At 57.8% G+C, this 17,660-nt stretch carries 17 protein-coding genes; 9 read left to right on the top strand and 8 right to left on the bottom strand.

Annotated features, from left to right (window positions below):
• The first annotated feature begins 450 nt into the window (after window positions 1–450).
• Window positions 451–1,410: a LysR family transcriptional regulator gene (locus JK621_RS23185; RefSeq protein WP_212557821.1), complete on the top strand. Its 960-nt coding sequence runs from the start codon at window positions 451–453 to the stop codon at window positions 1,408–1,410.
• Here the strand turns inward: JK621_RS23185 and eutC are convergent.
• Together eutC and JK621_RS23175 are read right to left on the bottom strand one after the other, a co-directional pair.
• Window positions 1,389–2,180, bottom strand: a complete 792-nt coding sequence (eutC, locus tag JK621_RS23180; RefSeq protein WP_212557820.1) for an ethanolamine ammonia-lyase subunit EutC — start codon at window positions 2,178–2,180, stop codon at window positions 1,389–1,391. The genes JK621_RS23185 and eutC overlap by 22 nt on opposite strands.
• A complete protein-coding gene (locus tag JK621_RS23175) occupies window positions 2,180–3,562 on the bottom strand; it encodes an ethanolamine ammonia-lyase subunit EutB (RefSeq protein ID WP_212557819.1) in 1,383 nt (460 codons plus the stop codon). The genes eutC and JK621_RS23175 overlap by 1 nt, the downstream gene beginning before the upstream one ends.
• Window positions 3,563–3,775: 213 nt before the next feature.
• On the opposite strand from JK621_RS23175, the gene JK621_RS23170 reads away from it, so the two are divergent.
• Window positions 3,776–4,324, top strand: a complete 549-nt coding sequence (locus JK621_RS23170) for a nucleotidyltransferase family protein (protein ID WP_212557818.1) — start codon at window positions 3,776–3,778, stop codon at window positions 4,322–4,324.
• Window positions 4,325–4,383: 59 nt separating this feature from the next.
• Window positions 4,384–4,860 (top strand): FlxA-like family protein, encoded by a 477-nt coding sequence (locus JK621_RS23165; RefSeq protein ID WP_212557817.1) that lies wholly within the window; start codon window positions 4,384–4,386, stop codon window positions 4,858–4,860.
• Window position 4,861: 1 nt separating this feature from the next.
• On the opposite strand, the gene JK621_RS23160 is transcribed toward JK621_RS23165, so the two are convergent.
• The gene (locus JK621_RS23160) at window positions 4,862–5,782 is read right to left on the bottom strand and encodes a LysR family transcriptional regulator (RefSeq protein WP_212557816.1); all 921 of its coding nucleotides are present in this window, start codon (window positions 5,780–5,782) and stop codon (window positions 4,862–4,864) included.
• Window positions 5,783–5,876: 94 nt separating this feature from the next.
• Between JK621_RS23160 and JK621_RS23155 the strand changes: the two genes are divergently transcribed.
• Window positions 5,877–6,869: a bile acid:sodium symporter family protein gene (locus JK621_RS23155; protein WP_212557815.1), complete on the top strand. Its 993-nt coding sequence runs from the start codon at window positions 5,877–5,879 to the stop codon at window positions 6,867–6,869.
• 29 nt (window positions 6,870–6,898) lie between these two features.
• On the opposite strand, the gene JK621_RS23150 is transcribed toward JK621_RS23155, so the two are convergent.
• The 3 genes from JK621_RS23150 to zipA all read right to left on the bottom strand — a co-directional run bounded on the left by JK621_RS23150 (window position 6,899) and on the right by zipA (window position 10,214).
• Window positions 6,899–7,114, bottom strand: a complete 216-nt coding sequence (locus JK621_RS23150; protein WP_004947672.1) for a DUF3820 family protein — start codon at window positions 7,112–7,114, stop codon at window positions 6,899–6,901.
• On the bottom strand, window positions 7,114–9,135 hold the full coding sequence (gene ligA, locus JK621_RS23145) for an NAD-dependent DNA ligase LigA (protein WP_212557814.1): 2,022 nt from the start codon (window positions 9,133–9,135) through the stop codon (window positions 7,114–7,116). The genes JK621_RS23150 and ligA overlap by 1 nt, the downstream gene beginning before the upstream one ends.
• An 80-nt stretch (window positions 9,136–9,215) precedes the next feature.
• Complete coding sequence (gene zipA / locus JK621_RS23140) at window positions 9,216–10,214, bottom strand: cell division protein ZipA (protein ID WP_212557813.1); 999 nt, start codon at window positions 10,212–10,214, stop codon at window positions 9,216–9,218.
• A gap of 221 nt (window positions 10,215–10,435) precedes the next feature.
• Here zipA and cysZ point away from each other — a divergent pair, with 221 nt between their 5' ends.
• The 5 genes from cysZ to crr all read left to right on the top strand — a co-directional run bounded on the left by cysZ (window position 10,436) and on the right by crr (window position 15,337).
• Window positions 10,436–11,197, top strand: coding sequence for a sulfate transporter CysZ (gene cysZ / locus JK621_RS23135; protein ID WP_212557812.1), 762 nt, complete (start codon window positions 10,436–10,438; stop codon window positions 11,195–11,197).
• A 183-nt stretch (window positions 11,198–11,380) separates the two neighbouring features.
• Window positions 11,381–12,349: a cysteine synthase A gene (cysK, locus tag JK621_RS23130; protein ID WP_004947678.1), complete on the top strand. Its 969-nt coding sequence runs from the start codon at window positions 11,381–11,383 to the stop codon at window positions 12,347–12,349.
• A 397-nt stretch (window positions 12,350–12,746) separates the two neighbouring features.
• Window positions 12,747–13,004: a phosphocarrier protein Hpr gene (gene ptsH, locus JK621_RS23125; protein ID WP_024484477.1), complete on the top strand. Its 258-nt coding sequence runs from the start codon at window positions 12,747–12,749 to the stop codon at window positions 13,002–13,004.
• A gap of 46 nt (window positions 13,005–13,050) precedes the next feature.
• Window positions 13,051–14,778 carry a phosphoenolpyruvate-protein phosphotransferase PtsI gene (ptsI, locus tag JK621_RS23120; RefSeq protein WP_004947683.1) on the top strand — a complete coding sequence of 576 codons (1,728 nt, stop codon included), beginning with the start codon at window positions 13,051–13,053 and terminating at the stop codon, window positions 14,776–14,778.
• A 49-nt stretch (window positions 14,779–14,827) separates the two neighbouring features.
• Window positions 14,828–15,337 carry a PTS glucose transporter subunit IIA gene (crr, locus tag JK621_RS23115; protein ID WP_004947686.1) on the top strand — a complete coding sequence of 170 codons (510 nt, stop codon included), beginning with the start codon at window positions 14,828–14,830 and terminating at the stop codon, window positions 15,335–15,337.
• Window positions 15,338–15,643: 306 nt separating this feature from the next.
• Here crr and JK621_RS23110 read toward each other — a convergent pair whose 3' ends face one another.
• On the bottom strand, window positions 15,644–16,957 hold the full coding sequence (locus tag JK621_RS23110; protein WP_212557811.1) for an ATP-binding protein: 1,314 nt from the start codon (window positions 16,955–16,957) through the stop codon (window positions 15,644–15,646).
• Window positions 16,958–16,962: 5 nt separating this feature from the next.
• Entirely contained in the window at window positions 16,963–17,643 is a 681-nt protein-coding gene (locus tag JK621_RS23105) for a response regulator transcription factor (protein WP_013814009.1), read from the bottom strand.
• Window positions 17,644–17,660: the final 17 nt, after the last annotated feature.

The raw sequence follows: 17,660 nt of genomic DNA, 5'->3' as shown, positions 1-17,660 counted from the left end.
ATGTCGCCGACGACGCGTTCAGGTGGAACGATTCAGCCAACGGCGACAAAAAAACCGGCACGGCAGGCCGGCGACGCTCAACCTCAACAACGGTTTAGATTCACTAATCATTGTTGGTTGGCACAGCGTCAAATTGAACGTTTACTCTGGTATTGAAGCAGCAATCACTGTCGCAGGCGCATGGCGGCGCCTGGGAGAATGACGTTGTTTTAAGGTCTAAAATCCGCTTGATTTATACATTCAGTCTGCTGGCAAAGCCCGTTATTAGGGAGAGCGTGCCGAAGGGGTCGTAACGGCCTTGGCCGTCGGACCGCCCCTCGGTGCGCCAGGCCCGGGTATCTCGGTCGTAAAAACACCGTTGTCATCAAACTCGTTTATCTATTTTTCTCTTTGCGGCGGGATCCCGGTTCGCTGTTGCCGTCCGTAAGCCCCAAAAAAAGAGTAACCGCAATGCGGTGGGCAGAGAACCCGGTATTCATAAGAAACGCTTTTGCATATAATGCAAAGATGAATGACGCCCGCTATGTTGAACATCTGCCGATATTTCTCGAAGTGGCCCTGCTGGGCAGCTTCTCCGCTGCCGCCCGTAAACTGGGCATGGTGCCCTCTTCGCTGGTTCGCCACATCGACGCGCTGGAGAGCGCCCTTGGCGCCACGCTGTTTATCCGCTCGACGCGCGGCCTGATGCTGACGGATGCCGGGGAAATGCTGAAGGCGCGGGCGGCGGCGCTGCTGTCGGACATCACCGACATCCGCGCCGAACTGGCCTCGCTAAGTGATGTGCCGCAGGGAACGTTGCGCATCAGTTGCCTGCCGACCTTTGGCAAAACCTATATCCTGCCGCTGTTGCCGACGCTGGCTGAACGCTACCCGCAGCTGTTTGTCGATCTGGATCTGACCGAACGCCAGACCGATCCGACGCAGGAATTGCTGGACGCCGCCATCCGCATCGGCGAACAGAAAGACAGCGGGCTGTACGCCAGCCGAATAGCCACTCAGCGCTGGGTCATGTGCGCCAGCCCCGACTATATCGCCCGCTATGGCTGCCCAGAGGACCTGAACGCGCTGCCGAAACATCGGCTGATTGCCCGTTATAACAAACAGCAGCCGGCCTGCTGGACGCAAATCCTCAGCGGCCAGCTACTGAACCGTTGCAGTATGGTGCTGCGCTGCAACGACTTTACCGCCCAGCGCCAGGCGGCGCTGCTTGGACTGGGTATCACCTTTTTACCCAACTGGGTGGTTGGCCCGGATATCCAGGCCGGCCGCTTGCAACCCGTGCTGGAGGATCCGCGCCAGGAACAACAGGGCATCTACCTGCTGCGGCCGGTGGCCAAGATCTCCGCCCGCTTAAACGCATTCACCACCCTGCTGCAGCAAAGTATCGGTCAACCCCCCAGTTGGGAATGAAGCGGCGATACCCGACCATACAACGCCGGGTTATCGCTTTCGTCTTTCAGTTCAATCCCGGTCAGCCTCCGCTGGAACGCCTGTTCCAGCAGCCACGCCAGCTTGAACGCCGCCTGCGGGTAATCCAGCCCTTCCGGGCGCACGTTGGAGATACAGTTACGCTCCGACTCGCGCCGCCGGGTGTTCGGCCCCCAGGTGAGGTAAATCCCCAGGCTGTCCGGCGACGACAGCCCCGGCCGCTCGCCAATCAATATCGCCACCGCTTTTGCCCGCAGACACTCGCCGATATCATCCCCCAGCGCCACCCGCGACTGATGCGCCAGCACCACGGGCGCAACGGAGAGCCCCAACAGATCGAGATAAGGCCGCAGCGCCTGCAACAAGGGTAACGCCTGACGGTGCACCGCCTTGGAAGACAGACCGTCCGCCACCACCAGCAGCAGATCGGCCGCCTTGTCCGGCTGGCCCAACAGCAGACTGCGGCTGTCCGCCGCCAACCGCCGCCCCAGATCCGGCCGGCTCAGGTAGGCGGTGCGGTCAGCGGCCTGGCTGTGTACCCTCAGCGTCTGCCAGCCACTCTCCTGCAACGCCCCGGCCAGCGTATCGCTGTCGAACGGCTGGTGTACCGCATCGCGCGCCTGCGCATGCGCCAGCCCGAATTTAAGCAGCTCCCCGGTGGGCAGGCTGGCGCCAGTGCGGCCCAACGCGATACGCGCATCGGTAAAAGCGCGCAGCGCATCCCAGCCGTTGACGTGAACCGGTTTATTCATCAGCTCTCTCCCTGCAACGCCAGCAACAGCGGATGGTTGGACGCCGTATCGCGCAGCCGCCCCAGATCGTCGGTGATGTGCATTTTCACCAACCAGTCGGCAAACTCCGGCGCATGTTTGAGCCCCAGCAGTTCGCGGATATACAACGCGTCGTGGAAAGAAGTGCTCTGATAATTGAGCATGATGTCGTCCGCTCCCGGCACGCCAATCAAAAAGGTTAATCCTGCGGTGGCCAACAGCGTCAGCAAAGTATCCATATCATCCTGATCCGCCTCCGCGTGATTGGTGTAGCACACGTCGCACCCCAGCGGCAGGCCGAGCAGCTTGCCGCAGAAGTGATCCTCCAGCCCGGCGCGAATAATCTGTTTACCGTCATACAGATATTCCGGGCCGATAAACCCGACCACGGTATTGATCAACAACGGAGAGAAATGGCGCGCTACCGCATAGGCACGCGCCTCGCAGGTTTGCTGATCGACGCCGTGATGCGCATTGGCCGACAGGCAACTGCCCTGCCCGGTTTCGAAATACATCACGTTATTGCCCAGCGTGCCACGATTGAGGCTCAGCGCCGCCTGCTGCGCCTCCGCCAGCAGCGCCAGATTAATGCCGAAACCGGTGTTGGCGGCTTCTGTGCCGGCGATCGACTGGAACACCAGATCCACCGGCGCACCGCGCTCCATCAGCCGCAGCGTGTTGGTGACGTGCGTCAGCACGCAGGACTGCGTGGGTATGGCGAAACGCTGAATCACGTCATCCAGCATGTAATTGAGCTTTTCCAGCAGCGGCAGGCTGTCGCTGGCCGGGTTGATGCCGACCACCGCGTCGCCGCTGCCGTACAGCAGGCCGTCGAGCATGCTGGCGGCGATGCCCTGCAGGCTGTCGGTCGGATGGTTCGGCTGCAGCCGCACGCTGATACGGCCTGGCAGGCCGAGAGTATTGCGAAATCTCGTCACCACCCGGCACTTCTTCGCCACCAGGATCAGATCCTGATTGCGCATAAGCTTGCTCACCGCCGCCGCCATTTCAGGCGTAATCCCGGCGGCGACCTGCGCCAGCATTGCGCTGTCCGCCTGCTCGCTCAGCAACCAGTCGCGAAAATCCCCCACCGTCAGGTGGGAGATCGGCGCAAAGGCCAGGGCATCATGGCTGTCGATAATCAGCCGCGTGACCTCATCCTCTTCGTAAGGCACCAGCAACTGCTGCAAAAACGTTTTCAGCGGTACCTCCGCCAGCGCAATGCGCGCCGCCATACGTTCCTCCGCGCTCTCCGCCGCCACCTCCGCCAGATAGTCGCCGGAACGAGCCGGTGACGCCTTTGCCATCAGTTGGCGTAAATCATTGAAACGGTAGCTGCGCCGGCTAAGCGTTGCCTGATACATAGCGCCCCCTGTTTTGCCTGGAATGATCAGCGGAAGTTGCAAACCCTGTACCAAGTGTAGCCAGTTGGCGGGTGATTTTATTTTTCACAGGAAATCATGCAGTTAATGCCGGTTACCGCCAGGCTCCGGGCCGCGTGAGCCTGCACTAAAATCATGCATTGCATTCCGCCGGCGAGCGCTTCGGGTTACAGTAGCCGCAACAAAGGAGAGGTAATGAATCGGCAACAGCAAATTATCCAGTGGTTACAGCAAGATAACGAAAGAATGGCGGTATTGCGCACCGTACGGCGGCTCGGCCTGAATGACTGGTGTCTGGGCGCCGGATTTGTACGCAATCTGGTGTGGGACCGGCTGCACGGCTATGCCTCCCCGACGCCGCTCAACGACATCGACGTGATTCATTTTGATCCGCAACGGGTAGAAGCGGAGCGCGACAGGATGCTGGAGGCGCGGCTGCAACAGTGGTTGCCGCAGCCGTGGTCGGTGAAAAATCAGGCTCGCATGCACCTGCGCAGCGGGCGGACGCCCTACCTCAACAGCGAAGATGCCATCAGCTTTTGGACCGAGCTTGAAACGGCGGTTGGCGCGCGTCTGAACGCCGATGACAACATCCAGCTGGTAGCGCCTTTCGGCCTCGAGCGACTGTTCGACGACACCATTACCTTCAATGGCAAAAACGGCGATATCCACACATTCGAGCAACGGGTGGCCGACAAAGGCTGGCTGCAGCGTTGGCCGCGGCTGCGGCAAGTTCGCGGGTAAAGTTTTACCCGCCGCTGCCGATACCCTGAGCAGCTACATCAAGACTCAGGGAGAGCATTATGTCCACCAGCATTACCATGATCGTACCGGTAAAAAACACCGTGCCCGGCGTCAGCAACGTCTTCAGCGCCCCCGGTAAACAGGGCCAGGTGCTGATGGCCAAGCCTGTCAATCAGCAGCCCGAAGGCGGTAAATCGAAAGAAACCGAAGGTGCCGGCAGCGGCGAACAGGTCAATATCTCCGACAGCAGCGCCTCGGCACGCATCAAGGCGCTGAATAAACAAATCCAGGATCTGCAACAGAAACTGGTGGATCTCAAAGACTCGGGCGGCGATGCCAGACAGATCGAAAAACAGAAACAGCTGATCCAGGCGCAGATCAAAATGCTGCAGGCTGAAATCGAACGCATTCAGAAAGAAGAAATGGAAAAGCAACAGCAGGAACAGATGGCGAAAGCCGCCTCCGGCAGCGCTCCGGCCAAAGGCGATGGCGTCAATCGCCCCACCGCGCTGAATGCCGTGGACCTGTATATCTGATTCAATAATCCGCCTGTTGGCGGCGTTGCTGTTGCAGCAATGCCGCCTGCTGCCCAACGACCTGCCAAATCACCTCCGCCGCCGGCGTCAGGGAGCGGTTTTTACGCCGTACCAGCATCAGCGCGCGATTAATTTCCGGCACCAGCCTACACACTTTCAATTGCCCGCCTTCCGGCAGCGGTAACGCCAGCGCCGGGAAAATGCTGATGCCGATACCCGCCGCCACCATCGGAAACAGCGTCGCCGGGTGACCGATTTCCTGCACCACCGAGGCTTCCACGCCCTGCTGGCGCAGAGCGCTGTCAATCAATGGCCGGCTGCCGGAAGCATAATCCTGCAACACCAAACGGCTGCCGTTCAGGGCCGACCAGTGCACCTCGGGCAGTGCGGCGAACGGGTGATCGCGGCGGCACAACAGCAGGAAGGGTTCATGCAGGATCGGCTCGCAGTCCAGATCCACCGCCTGGACCGGATCCACCACGATGCCAAAATCCACCTCGGCGTTACGGATGCTGTGCAGCACCTGCTGTTGCGCCTGGTCACGCAGCATGATGCGAATATCCGGATACCGCTGCTCCCCGGCGGCGATGCATTGCGGCATCAGGTGGGCGGATATGGTCTGGCTCGACGCCACGCGCACCGTACCGCTGCGCTGCACGCCGAAGCTGCGTGCATCCAGCAACGAGGTTTGCAATTCATCCAGCAGGCGTTCAACGCGGTTGGCCAGCCGTTGTCCGGCGTCGGTCAGCACCACTTCGCGCGTGGTTCGATCCAGCAGGCGCACGCCAATCTCCGCTTCCAGTTCTTTCACGCTGTGGCTGACCGCCGACTGGGTCAGGCCAATAGCCTCACCGGCCCGGCTGAAGCTGCGGTGCCGGGCAATGGCGACAAAAACTCTGAGCTGTTTGATGGAATAATTCATGTATTTTTTTCATAAATAAATTAAATAAATCAATTTAATTATTATATCCCGCAGCGCCACAATAAGCGCATCATTTTTATTCGAGTACGCCATCATGAGATTCCTGCCCGACCGCTTTACCCTGACGCTGCTCGCCACCGTATTGCTGGCGTCGTTCCTGCCTGCGCGGGGCGAATTTGTCGGCTGGCTAAACGTGCTGACCATCGCCGCCATCGCCTTGCTGTTTTTTATGCACGGCGCCAAGCTGTCGCGCGAGGCCATTCTGGCCGGCAGCAACAACTGGCGGCTGCATCTGTGGGTGATGTTCAGCACCTTTATCATTTTTCCGGCGCTCGGCGTGCTGTTTAAATGGTGGTCGCCGATCGACGTCAGCCCCGAGCTGTATTCCGGCTTTATCTATCTGTGCATTCTGCCCGCCACCGTGCAATCGGCCATCGCCTTTACCTCGCTGGCGGGGGGCAACGTCGCCGCCGCGGTATGCAGCGCGTCGGCCTCAAGCCTGCTGGGGATCTTCGTTTCACCGCTGTTGGTCGGGCTGCTGATGAACGTCCACGGTGAAACCGGCGGCCTGCAACAGGTCGGCTCGATTGTGCTGCAACTGTTGGTGCCGTTCGTCGCCGGCCATTTGTCACGACCGCTGATCGGCAAGTGGGTCGAACGCAATCGCAAACTTATCGGCAAAACCGACCAGACGTCGATTCTGCTGGTGGTCTATGCCGCCTTCAGCGAGGCGGTTACGCACGGTATCTGGCATCAGGTGGGCATGGGTTCGCTGGTGTTTATCGTGGCGGGCAGCATCGTCTTGCTGACCATCGTGCTGGTGGTGAACACTTACATGGCGCGCTGGATGGGCTTTAGCAAAGCCGACGAAATCACCATCGTGTTCTGCGGCTCGAAGAAAAGCCTGGCGAACGGCATTCCGATGGCCAATATCCTGTTCCCGGCCTCAACAGTGGGGATTATGGTATTGCCACTGATGGTGTTCCATCAGGTGCAATTGATGACCTGCGCCGTGTTGGCGCGACGTTATCAGAAGAAACAGCAGGAAAAACAGTCGGTTCTTAACGCAGAGGCGTCGCGGGGATAAACGAAACGGGCTTTCGCCCGTCTGTCTGTTCAACTCTTTTTTAACGGCTTGACCAGGTGGTCAAGCCCTTCGATTTTAATCGCCAGCGTCATTTCCATCAGCATGCCGAGTTTGCCGTTGGGGAACTCGCCTTTGCGGGCAAACCACAGCAGATACTCTTCAGGCAGGTCAATCAGCGCCCGCCCTTGGTACTTGCCAAACGGCATCAGGGTATTGGCGATCTCGATCAGATTCTCTTTTTCCATCAGACACCCAACAGGCGGATCATTTCCGCTTCATCGATCACTGCAATGCCCAGTTCCTGCGCCTTCACCAGCTTGGAGCCGGCCGCTTCGCCGGCAATCACCAGATCGGTCTTTTTCGAGACGCTGCCGCTGACCTTGGCACCCAGCGCCGTCAGACGATCTTTGGCCTCATCGCGTGACAGTTGGCTCAGCGAACCGGTCAACACCACGGTTTTTCCGGCGAATGGACTGTCGATCTCTTCAGGTACCACCACCACCACGTCTGGCCAGTTGATGCCAATCTCGGCGCCAATCAGTTCGTCGATCACCTTCTGGTTAAGCTCTTCATCGAGGAAATGACGCACATGCTTCGCCACCACCTCACCGACGTCCGGCACCTGTTTCAACGCGTCGATATCGGCGGCATACAGCTTTGGAAGCTCACCGAAGTGCGCCGCCAGGTTAGCCGCCGTGGCCTCGCCCACTTCGCGGATGCCGAGCGCATACAGGAAACGGGCAAAGGTGGTCCGTTTGGATTTCTCCAGCGCGTTGACCAGGTTCTGCGCCGACTTCGGCCCCATGCGATCCAACCCGGTCAGAATACCGGCGGACAGGCGGAATAAATCGGCCGGATTCTTCACATACTCTTTTTCTACCAGTTGCTCGATGATCTTGTCGCCCATGCCGTCGACGTCCATCGCACGGCGGGAAACGAAGTGCTTCAGCGCTTCCTTACGCTGCGCGGCGCAGATCAGCCCACCGGTGCAGCGCGTTACCGCTTCGCCCTCTACCCGCTCCACGTCGGAACCGCACACCGGGCAATGCAGTGGAAATACTATTTCACGCGCGTCCTGCGGGCGGCGATCTTCAATCACCCCGACCACCTGCGGGATTACGTCACCGGCACGGCGCACTATCACCGTATCGCCGATGCGCAGGCCCAAACGTTCGATCTCGTCGGCGTTGTGCAGCGTGGCGTTACTGACAATCACGCCGGCAACCTGTACCGGCTCCAGCCGCGCCACCGGCGTTATCGCCCCGGTGCGCCCAACCTGAAACTCCACTTCGCGCACCTGGGTAATCTGCTCCTGCGCCGGGAACTTGAAGGCCGTCGCCCAGCGCGGCGCGCGCGCCACAAATCCCAGCGTTTCCTGCAGATTGATATCATCGATTTTGACCACCACGCCGTCGATATCGAACCCGAGCTGCGTGCGGTCCTGCTCCACCTGGCGGTAGAAAGCCAATACTTCGTCGCTGCCGGTGCAGCGTTTGGCGCGATCGCTGACCGGCAACCCCCAGTCTTTGAACTGCGTCAGGCGCTGCCAGTGGCTGCGCGGCAGCTCGCCGCCTTCCAGCAGGCCAACGCCGTAGCAGAAAAAGGTCAACGGGCGTTTGGCGGTAATGCGCGGATCGAGCTGGCGGATAGAACCGGCGGCGGCATTGCGCGGGTTGGCAAATATCTTGCCGTCCTTGCGACGCGCCTCTTCGTTCATCTGCTCGAAGCCGGCCTGCGGCATAAACACTTCACCGCGCACTTCCAACCGGCGCGGGATATTGTCGCCGCTCAGACGCAACGGGATGGCGCGGATAGTGCGCACGTTGGAGGTAATGTTCTCGCCGGTGGTGCCGTCGCCGCGCGTGGCTGCACGCACCAGTTCACCGTCTTCGTACAGCAGGCTGACCGCCAGGCCGTCCAGCTTCAGCTCGCAACAAAAGGTGAGCGGATCGCTGCTCTTCAGGCGATCCTGCACGCGTTTGTAGAACGCCAGGAAGCTTTCTTCGTCGAAGACGTTATCCAGCGACAGCATCGGCACTTCATGACGTACCTGATCGAACGCCGCCAGCGGCGCGGCGCCCACGCGCTGGGTCGGTGAATCGGCGGTGATCAGCTCCGGGTGCGCGCTTTCCAGCTCGCGTAGCTCGCGCATCAGGCGGTCGTATTCCGCATCCGGCACTTCCGGCGCGTCAAGCACGTGATATTGGTATTCATGATGGCGCAGTGAGGCTCGTAGTTGATTGATTTGTTGAATTATCGATTCCATGGCTCACCATCTTAAAGATAAAAAACCCCCGACTAGCGGGGGCTTTAGGATTACGGGTATTCAGTGCGCGTGGCTACCGGTCAGGCGTTGCTTTCCAACACTTCACGGATGCGCGCTTTGTAGGTTTCCAGCTTCTGCGGGGTCATCATGCGGCGCTCGTCGTCCAGCACCACACCGCCCACGTCGTCGGCGATTCGCTGTGCCGACTGCAGCATCAGCTTGAAGTTCTGATTGGCGTCGCCATAAGACGGCACCATCATGAACATCGACACGCCCGGCGTGGAGAAATCGGACATCATGTCAGGATCAAAAGATCCCGGCTTGACCATGTTCGCCAGGCTGAACAGCACAGGGCCGCTGCCTGCCGGGCTGATATGGCGATGGAAAATCCCCATTGCGCCGAACTGGAAGCCCGCTTGCAGCACGCTCTGCAGCAGAACTTCGCCGCCGATTACGCCACCCTGATGTGCGGTAACATGCAGCACCAGTACGGTTTCTTTCAGTTTTGCCGGTTTAATGGCTGCCGGAGAAGGCTGAGGTTCTACCGCCGCTGGTTTCACTTCCGGCTGCGGCTGATGCGCAGGTTCGGCGCGGAACGCCGGCTCTGCTGCAGGCGCCACAGGCGGCAGATCATCAACGCGCGGTTCACGGCGCGGCGCAGGCTGCTGCGGCACGTCGTCCTCTTCGTCCTGCGCGTAGGTGTCCAGCAGGATGTCATCATAATCCGGCCGCTGAGACAGCGGTGGCGGAGACTGATGAGCAGCCGGTTGAACGGCACGTGGCGTTGGCTCGGCCGCCGGAGCAGGCTTGGGCGCAACCACGGGTTCTTCGCGTGCGGCATCAAAATGACCAAAAGACGGCTCATCGTGCGGGTTGGCGGCGCGTACACGCACCTCTCCCACGCCTTCATCGAGATCGTCGATCGGGGATTGTTCACGTTCTTTTTTAGAACGCTTGGCTGGGCGATCGCGGAAAAGCGATGAGCGTTCTTTGCGACTGGTCCACAGACCGTGCAATAACAACGCTATTATGGCGATCGCGCCAACAACGATTAATATCAGACGCAAATCCTGCATCATTGCTATCTCTGTTGTTCCAATACATTGCCACCGCGGCAAACATTCACTCTTTAACTCTATTTGCCCGCGCACACAAGTGCAAGTCCGTGCTGAACTTTATGCCAATAAAGATGATTATACTGCCTTTTTTTGCTGTTTTTTCAGCCAATGCCACCCTAGCCAGCAGAAAATCATCCCGATATGATAGCGATGCCTGTTCAGACAAAGAGATAACTTAAGATATGTCCTATAAGCAGTCAGCTTCTCCCTCCACCAGCGGCTTTCATTATTTTGCCGAAGGCTGGCGCCTGATTTCCCGCCCGGGGATTAAACGCTATGTCGTCCTGCCGTTGCTGGTCAACGTGCTGCTGATGGGCTCCGCTTTCTGGTGGCTGTTCAGCCGGCTTGGCGATTGGATCCCCGGCATGATGAGTCATGTGCCCAACTGGCTGCAATGGCTGAGCTATCTGCTGTGGCCGCTGGCGGTCGTTTCCGTCCTGCTGGTATTCAGCTATTTTTTCAGCACCATCACCAACCTGATAGCCGCGCCGTTCTGCGGCCTGCTGGCCGAACATCTGGAGGGCAGCCTGACCGGCAAGCCACTGCCGGACACCGGCATCTTCGGCATGGTGAAAGACTTGCCGCGCATCATGGCGCGTGAATGGCGCAAACTGGCGTACTACCTGCCGCGTGCGCTGCTGTTGCTGATTCTCTATTTCATTCCGGGGATTGGCCAAACGGTGGCGCCGGTGTTGTGGTTTCTGTTCAGCGCCTGGATGCTGGCGATCCAGTATTGCGACTACCCGTTCGATAACCATAAGGTGAGCTTTGCCGATATGCGCCGCGCGCTGCGTCAGCATAAAACCGACAACCTGCAGTTTGGCGCCATGGTCAGCCTGTTCACCATGATCCCCATCCTTAATCTGGTGATCCTGCCGGTCGCGGTTTGCGGCGCCACCGCCATGTGGGTCGACCGTTACCGCACACAATTCGTGCGTTCCTGAGCCGTTTAACTCGCCGCATTACGATTAATTCTTCGACAGGGCGCGCAATTTGCGCCCTTATCATTGTGCTTAAAACTTATTTCCTAATAACATATAGATATACCAATTCTTTACTTCCCTGCCGGTACTGTTAGCGTATGCTTTCGATGTTCCCCACATTTTCATAGAGTTAAAGGACGGGCTATGAGCAAGATATATGAAGACAACTCATTAACGATCGGCCATACGCCGCTGGTTCGTCTGAACCGTATCGGCAACGGACGCATTTTGGCCAAGGTTGAATCACGCAACCCAAGCTTCAGCGTTAAATGCCGCATCGGTGCCAATATGATTTGGGACGCAGAAAAACGCGGCATCCTGGTCGCCGGCAAAGAACTGGTGGAACCGACCAGCGGCAACACCGGCATCGCTCTGGCCTTCGTCGCCGCCGCACGCGGCTACAAACTGACGCTGACCATGCCGGAAACCATGAGCATCGAGCGCCGCAAGCTGCTTAAAGCGCTGGGCGCCAATCTGGTGCTGACCGAAGGCGCAAAAGGCATGAAAGGCGCCATCGCCAAGGCGGAAGAAATCGTCGCCACCGATCCTGAGCGTTACCTCATTTTGCAGCAGTTCAGCAACCCGGCCAACCCGGCCATTCATGAGAAAACCACCGGCCCGGAAATCTGGGAAGACACCGATGGCGAGGTCGACGTTTTCATCTCCGGCGTCGGCACCGGCGGTACGCTGACCGGCGTCAGCCGCTATATCAAGAATACCAAAGGCAAAGCGATTACCACCGTGGCGGTAGAACCTACCGATTCCCCGGTGATCACGCAGGCGTTGGCCGGTGAAGAAATCAAACCGGGCCCGCACAAGATTCAGGGCATCGGCGCCGGTTTTATCCCCGGTAACCTGGATCTCGACCTGGTTGACCGCGTAGAACAGATCACCAACGATGAAGCCATCAGCATGGCGCGCCGTCTGATGGACGAAGAAGGCATCCTGGCGGGCATTTCCTCCGGTGCGGCGGTGGCGGCGGCGGTGAAAATCGCAGAAGAAGCCGACTTCGCCGACAAAACCATCGTCGTGATTCTGCCTTCCTCCGGGGAACGCTATCTCAGCACCGCGCTGTTTGCCGATTTGTTCACCGAGCAAGAATTGCAACAGTAGTGCCACCTGTGCACAAATAGCTAAAAAAGCACCTTCCGGGGTGCTTTTTTGTGGGCTGGATCAAAGTTTATAGCAGTTGAAGATTGATTTTACACGCCAGCTTTAGTATTTAACGGTGCATTATTTCGATGCACAAAATTAATCACCCTCCGTCCCTTGTTTTAAGCTGAATCGATTTACTCGTTTGTCGCAGCGAGGTTAAACACGGCATAATGGAGAGCTGATTGAAACGACGGCAGAAGCCAAATTTTTTTGATCTGAAGGGTCAAATCCGTCGTTTTCTGTTGCATCAATACTCGCCCCTGTACCATAGTCAGGCGCTAACCAGACAAGCTAAAGTAATACCCTTGGGCTAAACTTTAGCTCCACAACACACCAATAAGTTGGGGAAACATCAATGTTCCAGCAAGAAGTTACTATTACCGCTCCGAATGGTCTGCACACTCGCCCTGCCGCTCAGTTCGTTAAAGAAGCCAAAGGCTTCACCTCTGACATCACCGTAACTTCCAACGGTAAAAGCGCCAGTGCCAAGAGCCTGTTCAAACTGCAAACTCTGGGGCTGACTCAAGGGACCGTAGTGACCATCGAAGCTGTTGGTGAAGACGAGCAGAAAGCCGTTGAGCACTTGGTAAAACTGATGGCAGAGCTTGAGTAATCGGCCCGTCTTTTTAGTTAACACCAGTCAAGAGTAAGGTAGGGTTATGATTTCAGGCATTTTAGTATCACCGGGTATCGCTTTTGGTAAGGCTCTCCTACTGAAAGAAGATGAAATTGTCATCAACCGGAAGAAAATCTCTGCAGACCATGTAGAACAGGAAGTCTCGCGTTTTCTGGCTGGCCGCGCCAAAGCGTCCGAGCAGTTGGAAGCGATCAAGACCAAAGCTGGCGAAACCTTCGGCGAAGAAAAAGAAGCTATCTTCGAAGGCCACATCATGCTGCTGGAAGACGAAGAGCTTGAGCAGGAAATCATAGCCCTAATCAAAGACGATCTGGCTTCTGCCGATGCGGCTGCCTATACCATCATCGAAGGCCAGGCGAAAGCGCTGGAAGAACTGGATGATGAATACCTGAAAGAACGTGCGGCCGACGTACGCGACATCGGTAAGCGCCTGCTGCAGAACATTCTGGGCCTGGCTATCGTCGATCTGAGCTCAATCCAGGACGAAGTGATCCTGGTTGCAACCGATTTGACCCCGTCTGAGACCGCTCAGTTGAACCTGGACAAAGTGCTGGGCTTCATCACCGATCTCGGCGGCCGTACCTCTCACACCTCCATCATGGCCCGCTCCCTGGAACTGCCGGCAATCGTAGGCACCAGCGACGTCACCAAGCAGGTGAAGAACGACGACTACCTGATTCTGGACGCGGTTAACAATAAAATTTACGTTAACCCCACTGCTGACGTTATCGATCAGCTGAAAGCCGCACAGACCCAGTACGTTACCGAGAAAAACGATCTGGCCAAGCTGAAAGATCTGCCGGCGATTACGCTGGACGGTCATCAGGTTGAAGTCTGCGCCAACATCGGCACCGTGCGCGACGTCGCGGGTGCGGAGCGCAACGGCGCTGAAGGTGTCGGCCTGTATCGTACCGAATTCCTGTTCATGGACCGCGACTCGCTGCCAACCGAAGACGAGCAGTTCCAGGCCTATAAAGCCGTTGCTGAAGCCGTCGGCGCACAGGCCGTGATCGTCCGCACCATGGACATTGGCGGCGACAAAGACCTGCCGTACATGAACCTGCCGAAAGAAGAGAACCCGTTCCTCGGCTGGCGCGCCATCCGCATCGCCATGGACCGCAGAGAAATCCTGCACGCCCAGCTGCGCGCCATTTTGCGCGCTTCCGCGTTCGGCAAACTGCGCATCATGTTCCCGATGATCATTTCCGTCGAAGAAGTGCGCGATCTGAAAGGCGAACTCGAGACGCTGAAAGCGCAGCTGCGTGAAGAAGGCAAGGCGTTCGACGAAACAATCGAAGTGGGCGTAATGGTGGAAACACCGGCTGCGGCGGTGATTGCTCACCATCTGGCGAAAGAAGTCGACTTCTTTAGTATTGGGACAAACGATCTAACCCAGTATACTCTGGCGGTAGATCGCGGCAACGAGCTGATTTCTCATCTCTATAACCCGATGTCCCCATCGGTGCTTGGCCTGATCAAACAGGTCATTGATGCATCTCACGCGGAAGGCAAGTGGACCGGCATGTGCGGCGAACTGGCTGGCGATGAGCGTGCTACACTGTTGTTATTGGGCATGGGGCTGGATGAGTTCAGCATGAGTGCGATTTCAATCCCGCGCATCAAGAAAATTATTCGTAATACGAATTTCGAAGATGTGAAGGCGTTGGCAGCGCAAGCCTTGGCACAGCCAACGGCGCAAGATCTGATGAATTGCGTGAATAAATTCATCGAAGAAAAAACGCTCTGCTAAACTTCCACGACACTGGAACGCCGCCCAATTTAATGCTTAGGAGAAGATCATGGGTTTGTTCGATAAACTGAAATCTCTGGTTTCTGATGACAAGAAAGACACGGGCACTATCGAGATCGTAGCTCCACTTTCTGGCGAAATCGTTAATATCGAAGATGTACCTGACGTAGTTTTCGCTGAAAAAATCGTTGGCGACGGTATTGCCATCAAACCGACAGGCAACAAAATGGTTGCCCCGGTTGACGGCACTATCGGTAAAATTTTCGAAACCAACCATGCTTTCTCTATCGAATCCGACAGCGGCATCGAGCTGTTTGTCCACTTCGGTATCGACACCGTTGAACTGAAAGGCGAAGGCTTCAAACGCATCGCTGAAGAAGGCCAGCGCGTCAAGAAAGGCGACGTGGTTATCGAGTTCAACCTGGCACTGCTGGAAGAGAAAGCCAAGTCTATCCTGACGCCGGTTGTTATCTCCAACATGGACGAGATCAAAGAACTGATCAAACTGTCCGGCACCGTTATCGTTGGTGAAACTCCGATCATCCGCATCAAGAAGTAATCGCGGATGGACATAAAAACGGCGCCCTCGGCGCCGTTTTTTTATGGCACCAGGCAATCCCCTTCGTCTTTCGAACCGCAGCGTTGTTGGCTGCCCGTGCTCACCCCAGTCACTTACTTGAGTAAGACCCTGAGGATTCCCCCGCTTGCCGCCTGGCTGCAATTCGAAATTCGTTGGGGACTCTCCGTAGTGCAATAGGCGTTATCGGCGCAGGCAGTTTGAACATGGACAGCGCGCAATCCTCGGAGCGTACACGCAGTACGTGACGAGGGTGAGCACTGCCCTGGTTCAAAATGGCCAGTAAGATTACTGCCAGCGCGGGATACGCAGAGTGATGACCAAACCACCAGACTCGCCATTACGCGCATCAACCTGGCCGCCGTGCGCCAGCACCACCTTGCGGGTGATCGCCAACCCCAGCCCGTAGCCCTTGCCCGACATCGCCGATTTCACCCGAACAAACGGATCAAAGATGCTGGAGAGCTTGGCCTCTTCCACCCCAGGCCCCTGATCGCTGACCTCGATCTGGAACAGTTGGTCGATACGCGTCAGCACCACTGTTACCCGCTGCCCGTGGCTGGAGAAACGCAACGCGTTACGCACGATGTTGTCCACCGCACGCCGCATCAATTCGGCATTGCCCTTGACGGTGTACTCCACGTCCGAACTGGCCCGCAGCACGATCTCTACCCCCGGGATCTGCGCTTCGTAGCGCGCATCGTTCACCACCGCATCCACCAGCCCGTAAAGATCGAAATACTCCTCGTCCGGCAGGTTGTTGCTCTCGGCGCGCGACAGCGCCAGCAACTCGCCAATCATCTTGTCCAGCCGCCCCGCTTCGTGCTCTATGCGCTGCAATGAGTTCTCGACGTTACCGTCATTCTGCCGCGCCAACCCGATGGCGAGCTGCAACCGGGCAAGCGGTGAACGCAGTTCATGCGAAACGTCGTGCAACAACTGCTCGCGGGCACTGACCAGCAGCTCCAGCCTTTCGGCCATGGTGTCGAAATCGCGCGCCACGTCAGACAGTTCATCGTGACGCCGGCGCATCGCCGGGAACAGCCGCACGGATAAATCCCCCTGCGCTACACGATCAAAACCGGCACTCAATTTGCGCATTGGCCAGGTCAGGTTCCACGCCAGCACGGCGCTGAACAACAACCCACCCAGCCCGCCCACCCACAGCATCGGTGGCGGGATATTGAAGAAATGCGAACGCTTGTTGGGGCGGTATTGTTCACGCAGGGTACGCACGTCATAATTCAACAGGTAGCCGCTGTTGTCCCCCGTTTGTACCCATGCCGTGATATTCGGCATGTGACGAACCTCGAAAGGCCCCTCAGCCGGCGCAGGCGGATGCGCCATCGGGGTTACCGACAAAAAGCGCCGGTCATCGTCCGACCAATCTTTCATCATGGCATTCAGGGCGGGCTCGCCGCCGCTGCGCAGCAAAGTGCCGGCCGTTGCCAACTGCAGATTGATGAGCCGCCGGGCCATGGCGTTTTCCGGTGGCTCATAGCGATCGCCGTACAGGGAAAAAGCGACCCACAGCGCCTGGGTCATGATGATAAACGTGAGCCAGAAACCCAGCAGAATTTTCCAGAATAGTCTTCCGCGCATTGGCATTACCTGATGCGGTAGCCGATGCTGCGCACCGTTTCGATGCTGAGCACGTTGTCGGTCAGCGCGCCCAGCTTCTGGCGGATGTTGCTGATATGAACGTCAACGCTGCGGTCATAGGCCTCACGCGGGCGCCCCAATCCCTTTTCCGACAGTTCGTCCTTGGACACCACACGCTCCGGCGCGCGCAGCAGCAGTTCCAGCAGGTTGAACTCCGAAGCGGTCAGATCAAACGCCTTGCCGCGCCATTCGCTGCTGCGGGTGGAGGGGTTAAGCGTCAGCTCACCGAAGCTGATGGCAATCTCGTCATCCACCTCTTCCGGCCGCTCGTCGAAACGGCGCAACACTGCGCGCAAGCGCGCCACCAGTTCACGCGGATAGCACGGCTTGGGCATGTAGTCGTCGGCGCCCATTTCGAGGCCGATGACCCGATCGATATTGTCGCCTTTGGCCGTCAACATGATGATCGGCATACGGCTTTTTTTACGCACGTCGCGCAGCACATCAATACCGCTCATGTCCGGCAGCATGATGTCGAGGATCATCGCGGTATACTCGCCCGATAGCGCGCCTTCCACCCCCGCCTTGCCGGTCAGCACCAGCGTGGCGTTAAACCCTTCGCCGGTCAGGTATTCGCTCAGCATGGTGCCGAGCTCCAGGTCGTCATCGACCAATAAAATTTTCATGCCTTGCTCCTTCGCGG

The sequence above is a fragment of the Serratia plymuthica genome, from assembly GCF_018336935.1.
In the GTDB taxonomy this organism is placed as follows: domain Bacteria; phylum Pseudomonadota; class Gammaproteobacteria; order Enterobacterales; family Enterobacteriaceae; genus Serratia; species Serratia plymuthica_B.
Note: the sequence above shows the minus strand (reverse complement) of the source record. Positions and strands in the feature narration are given on the sequence as shown.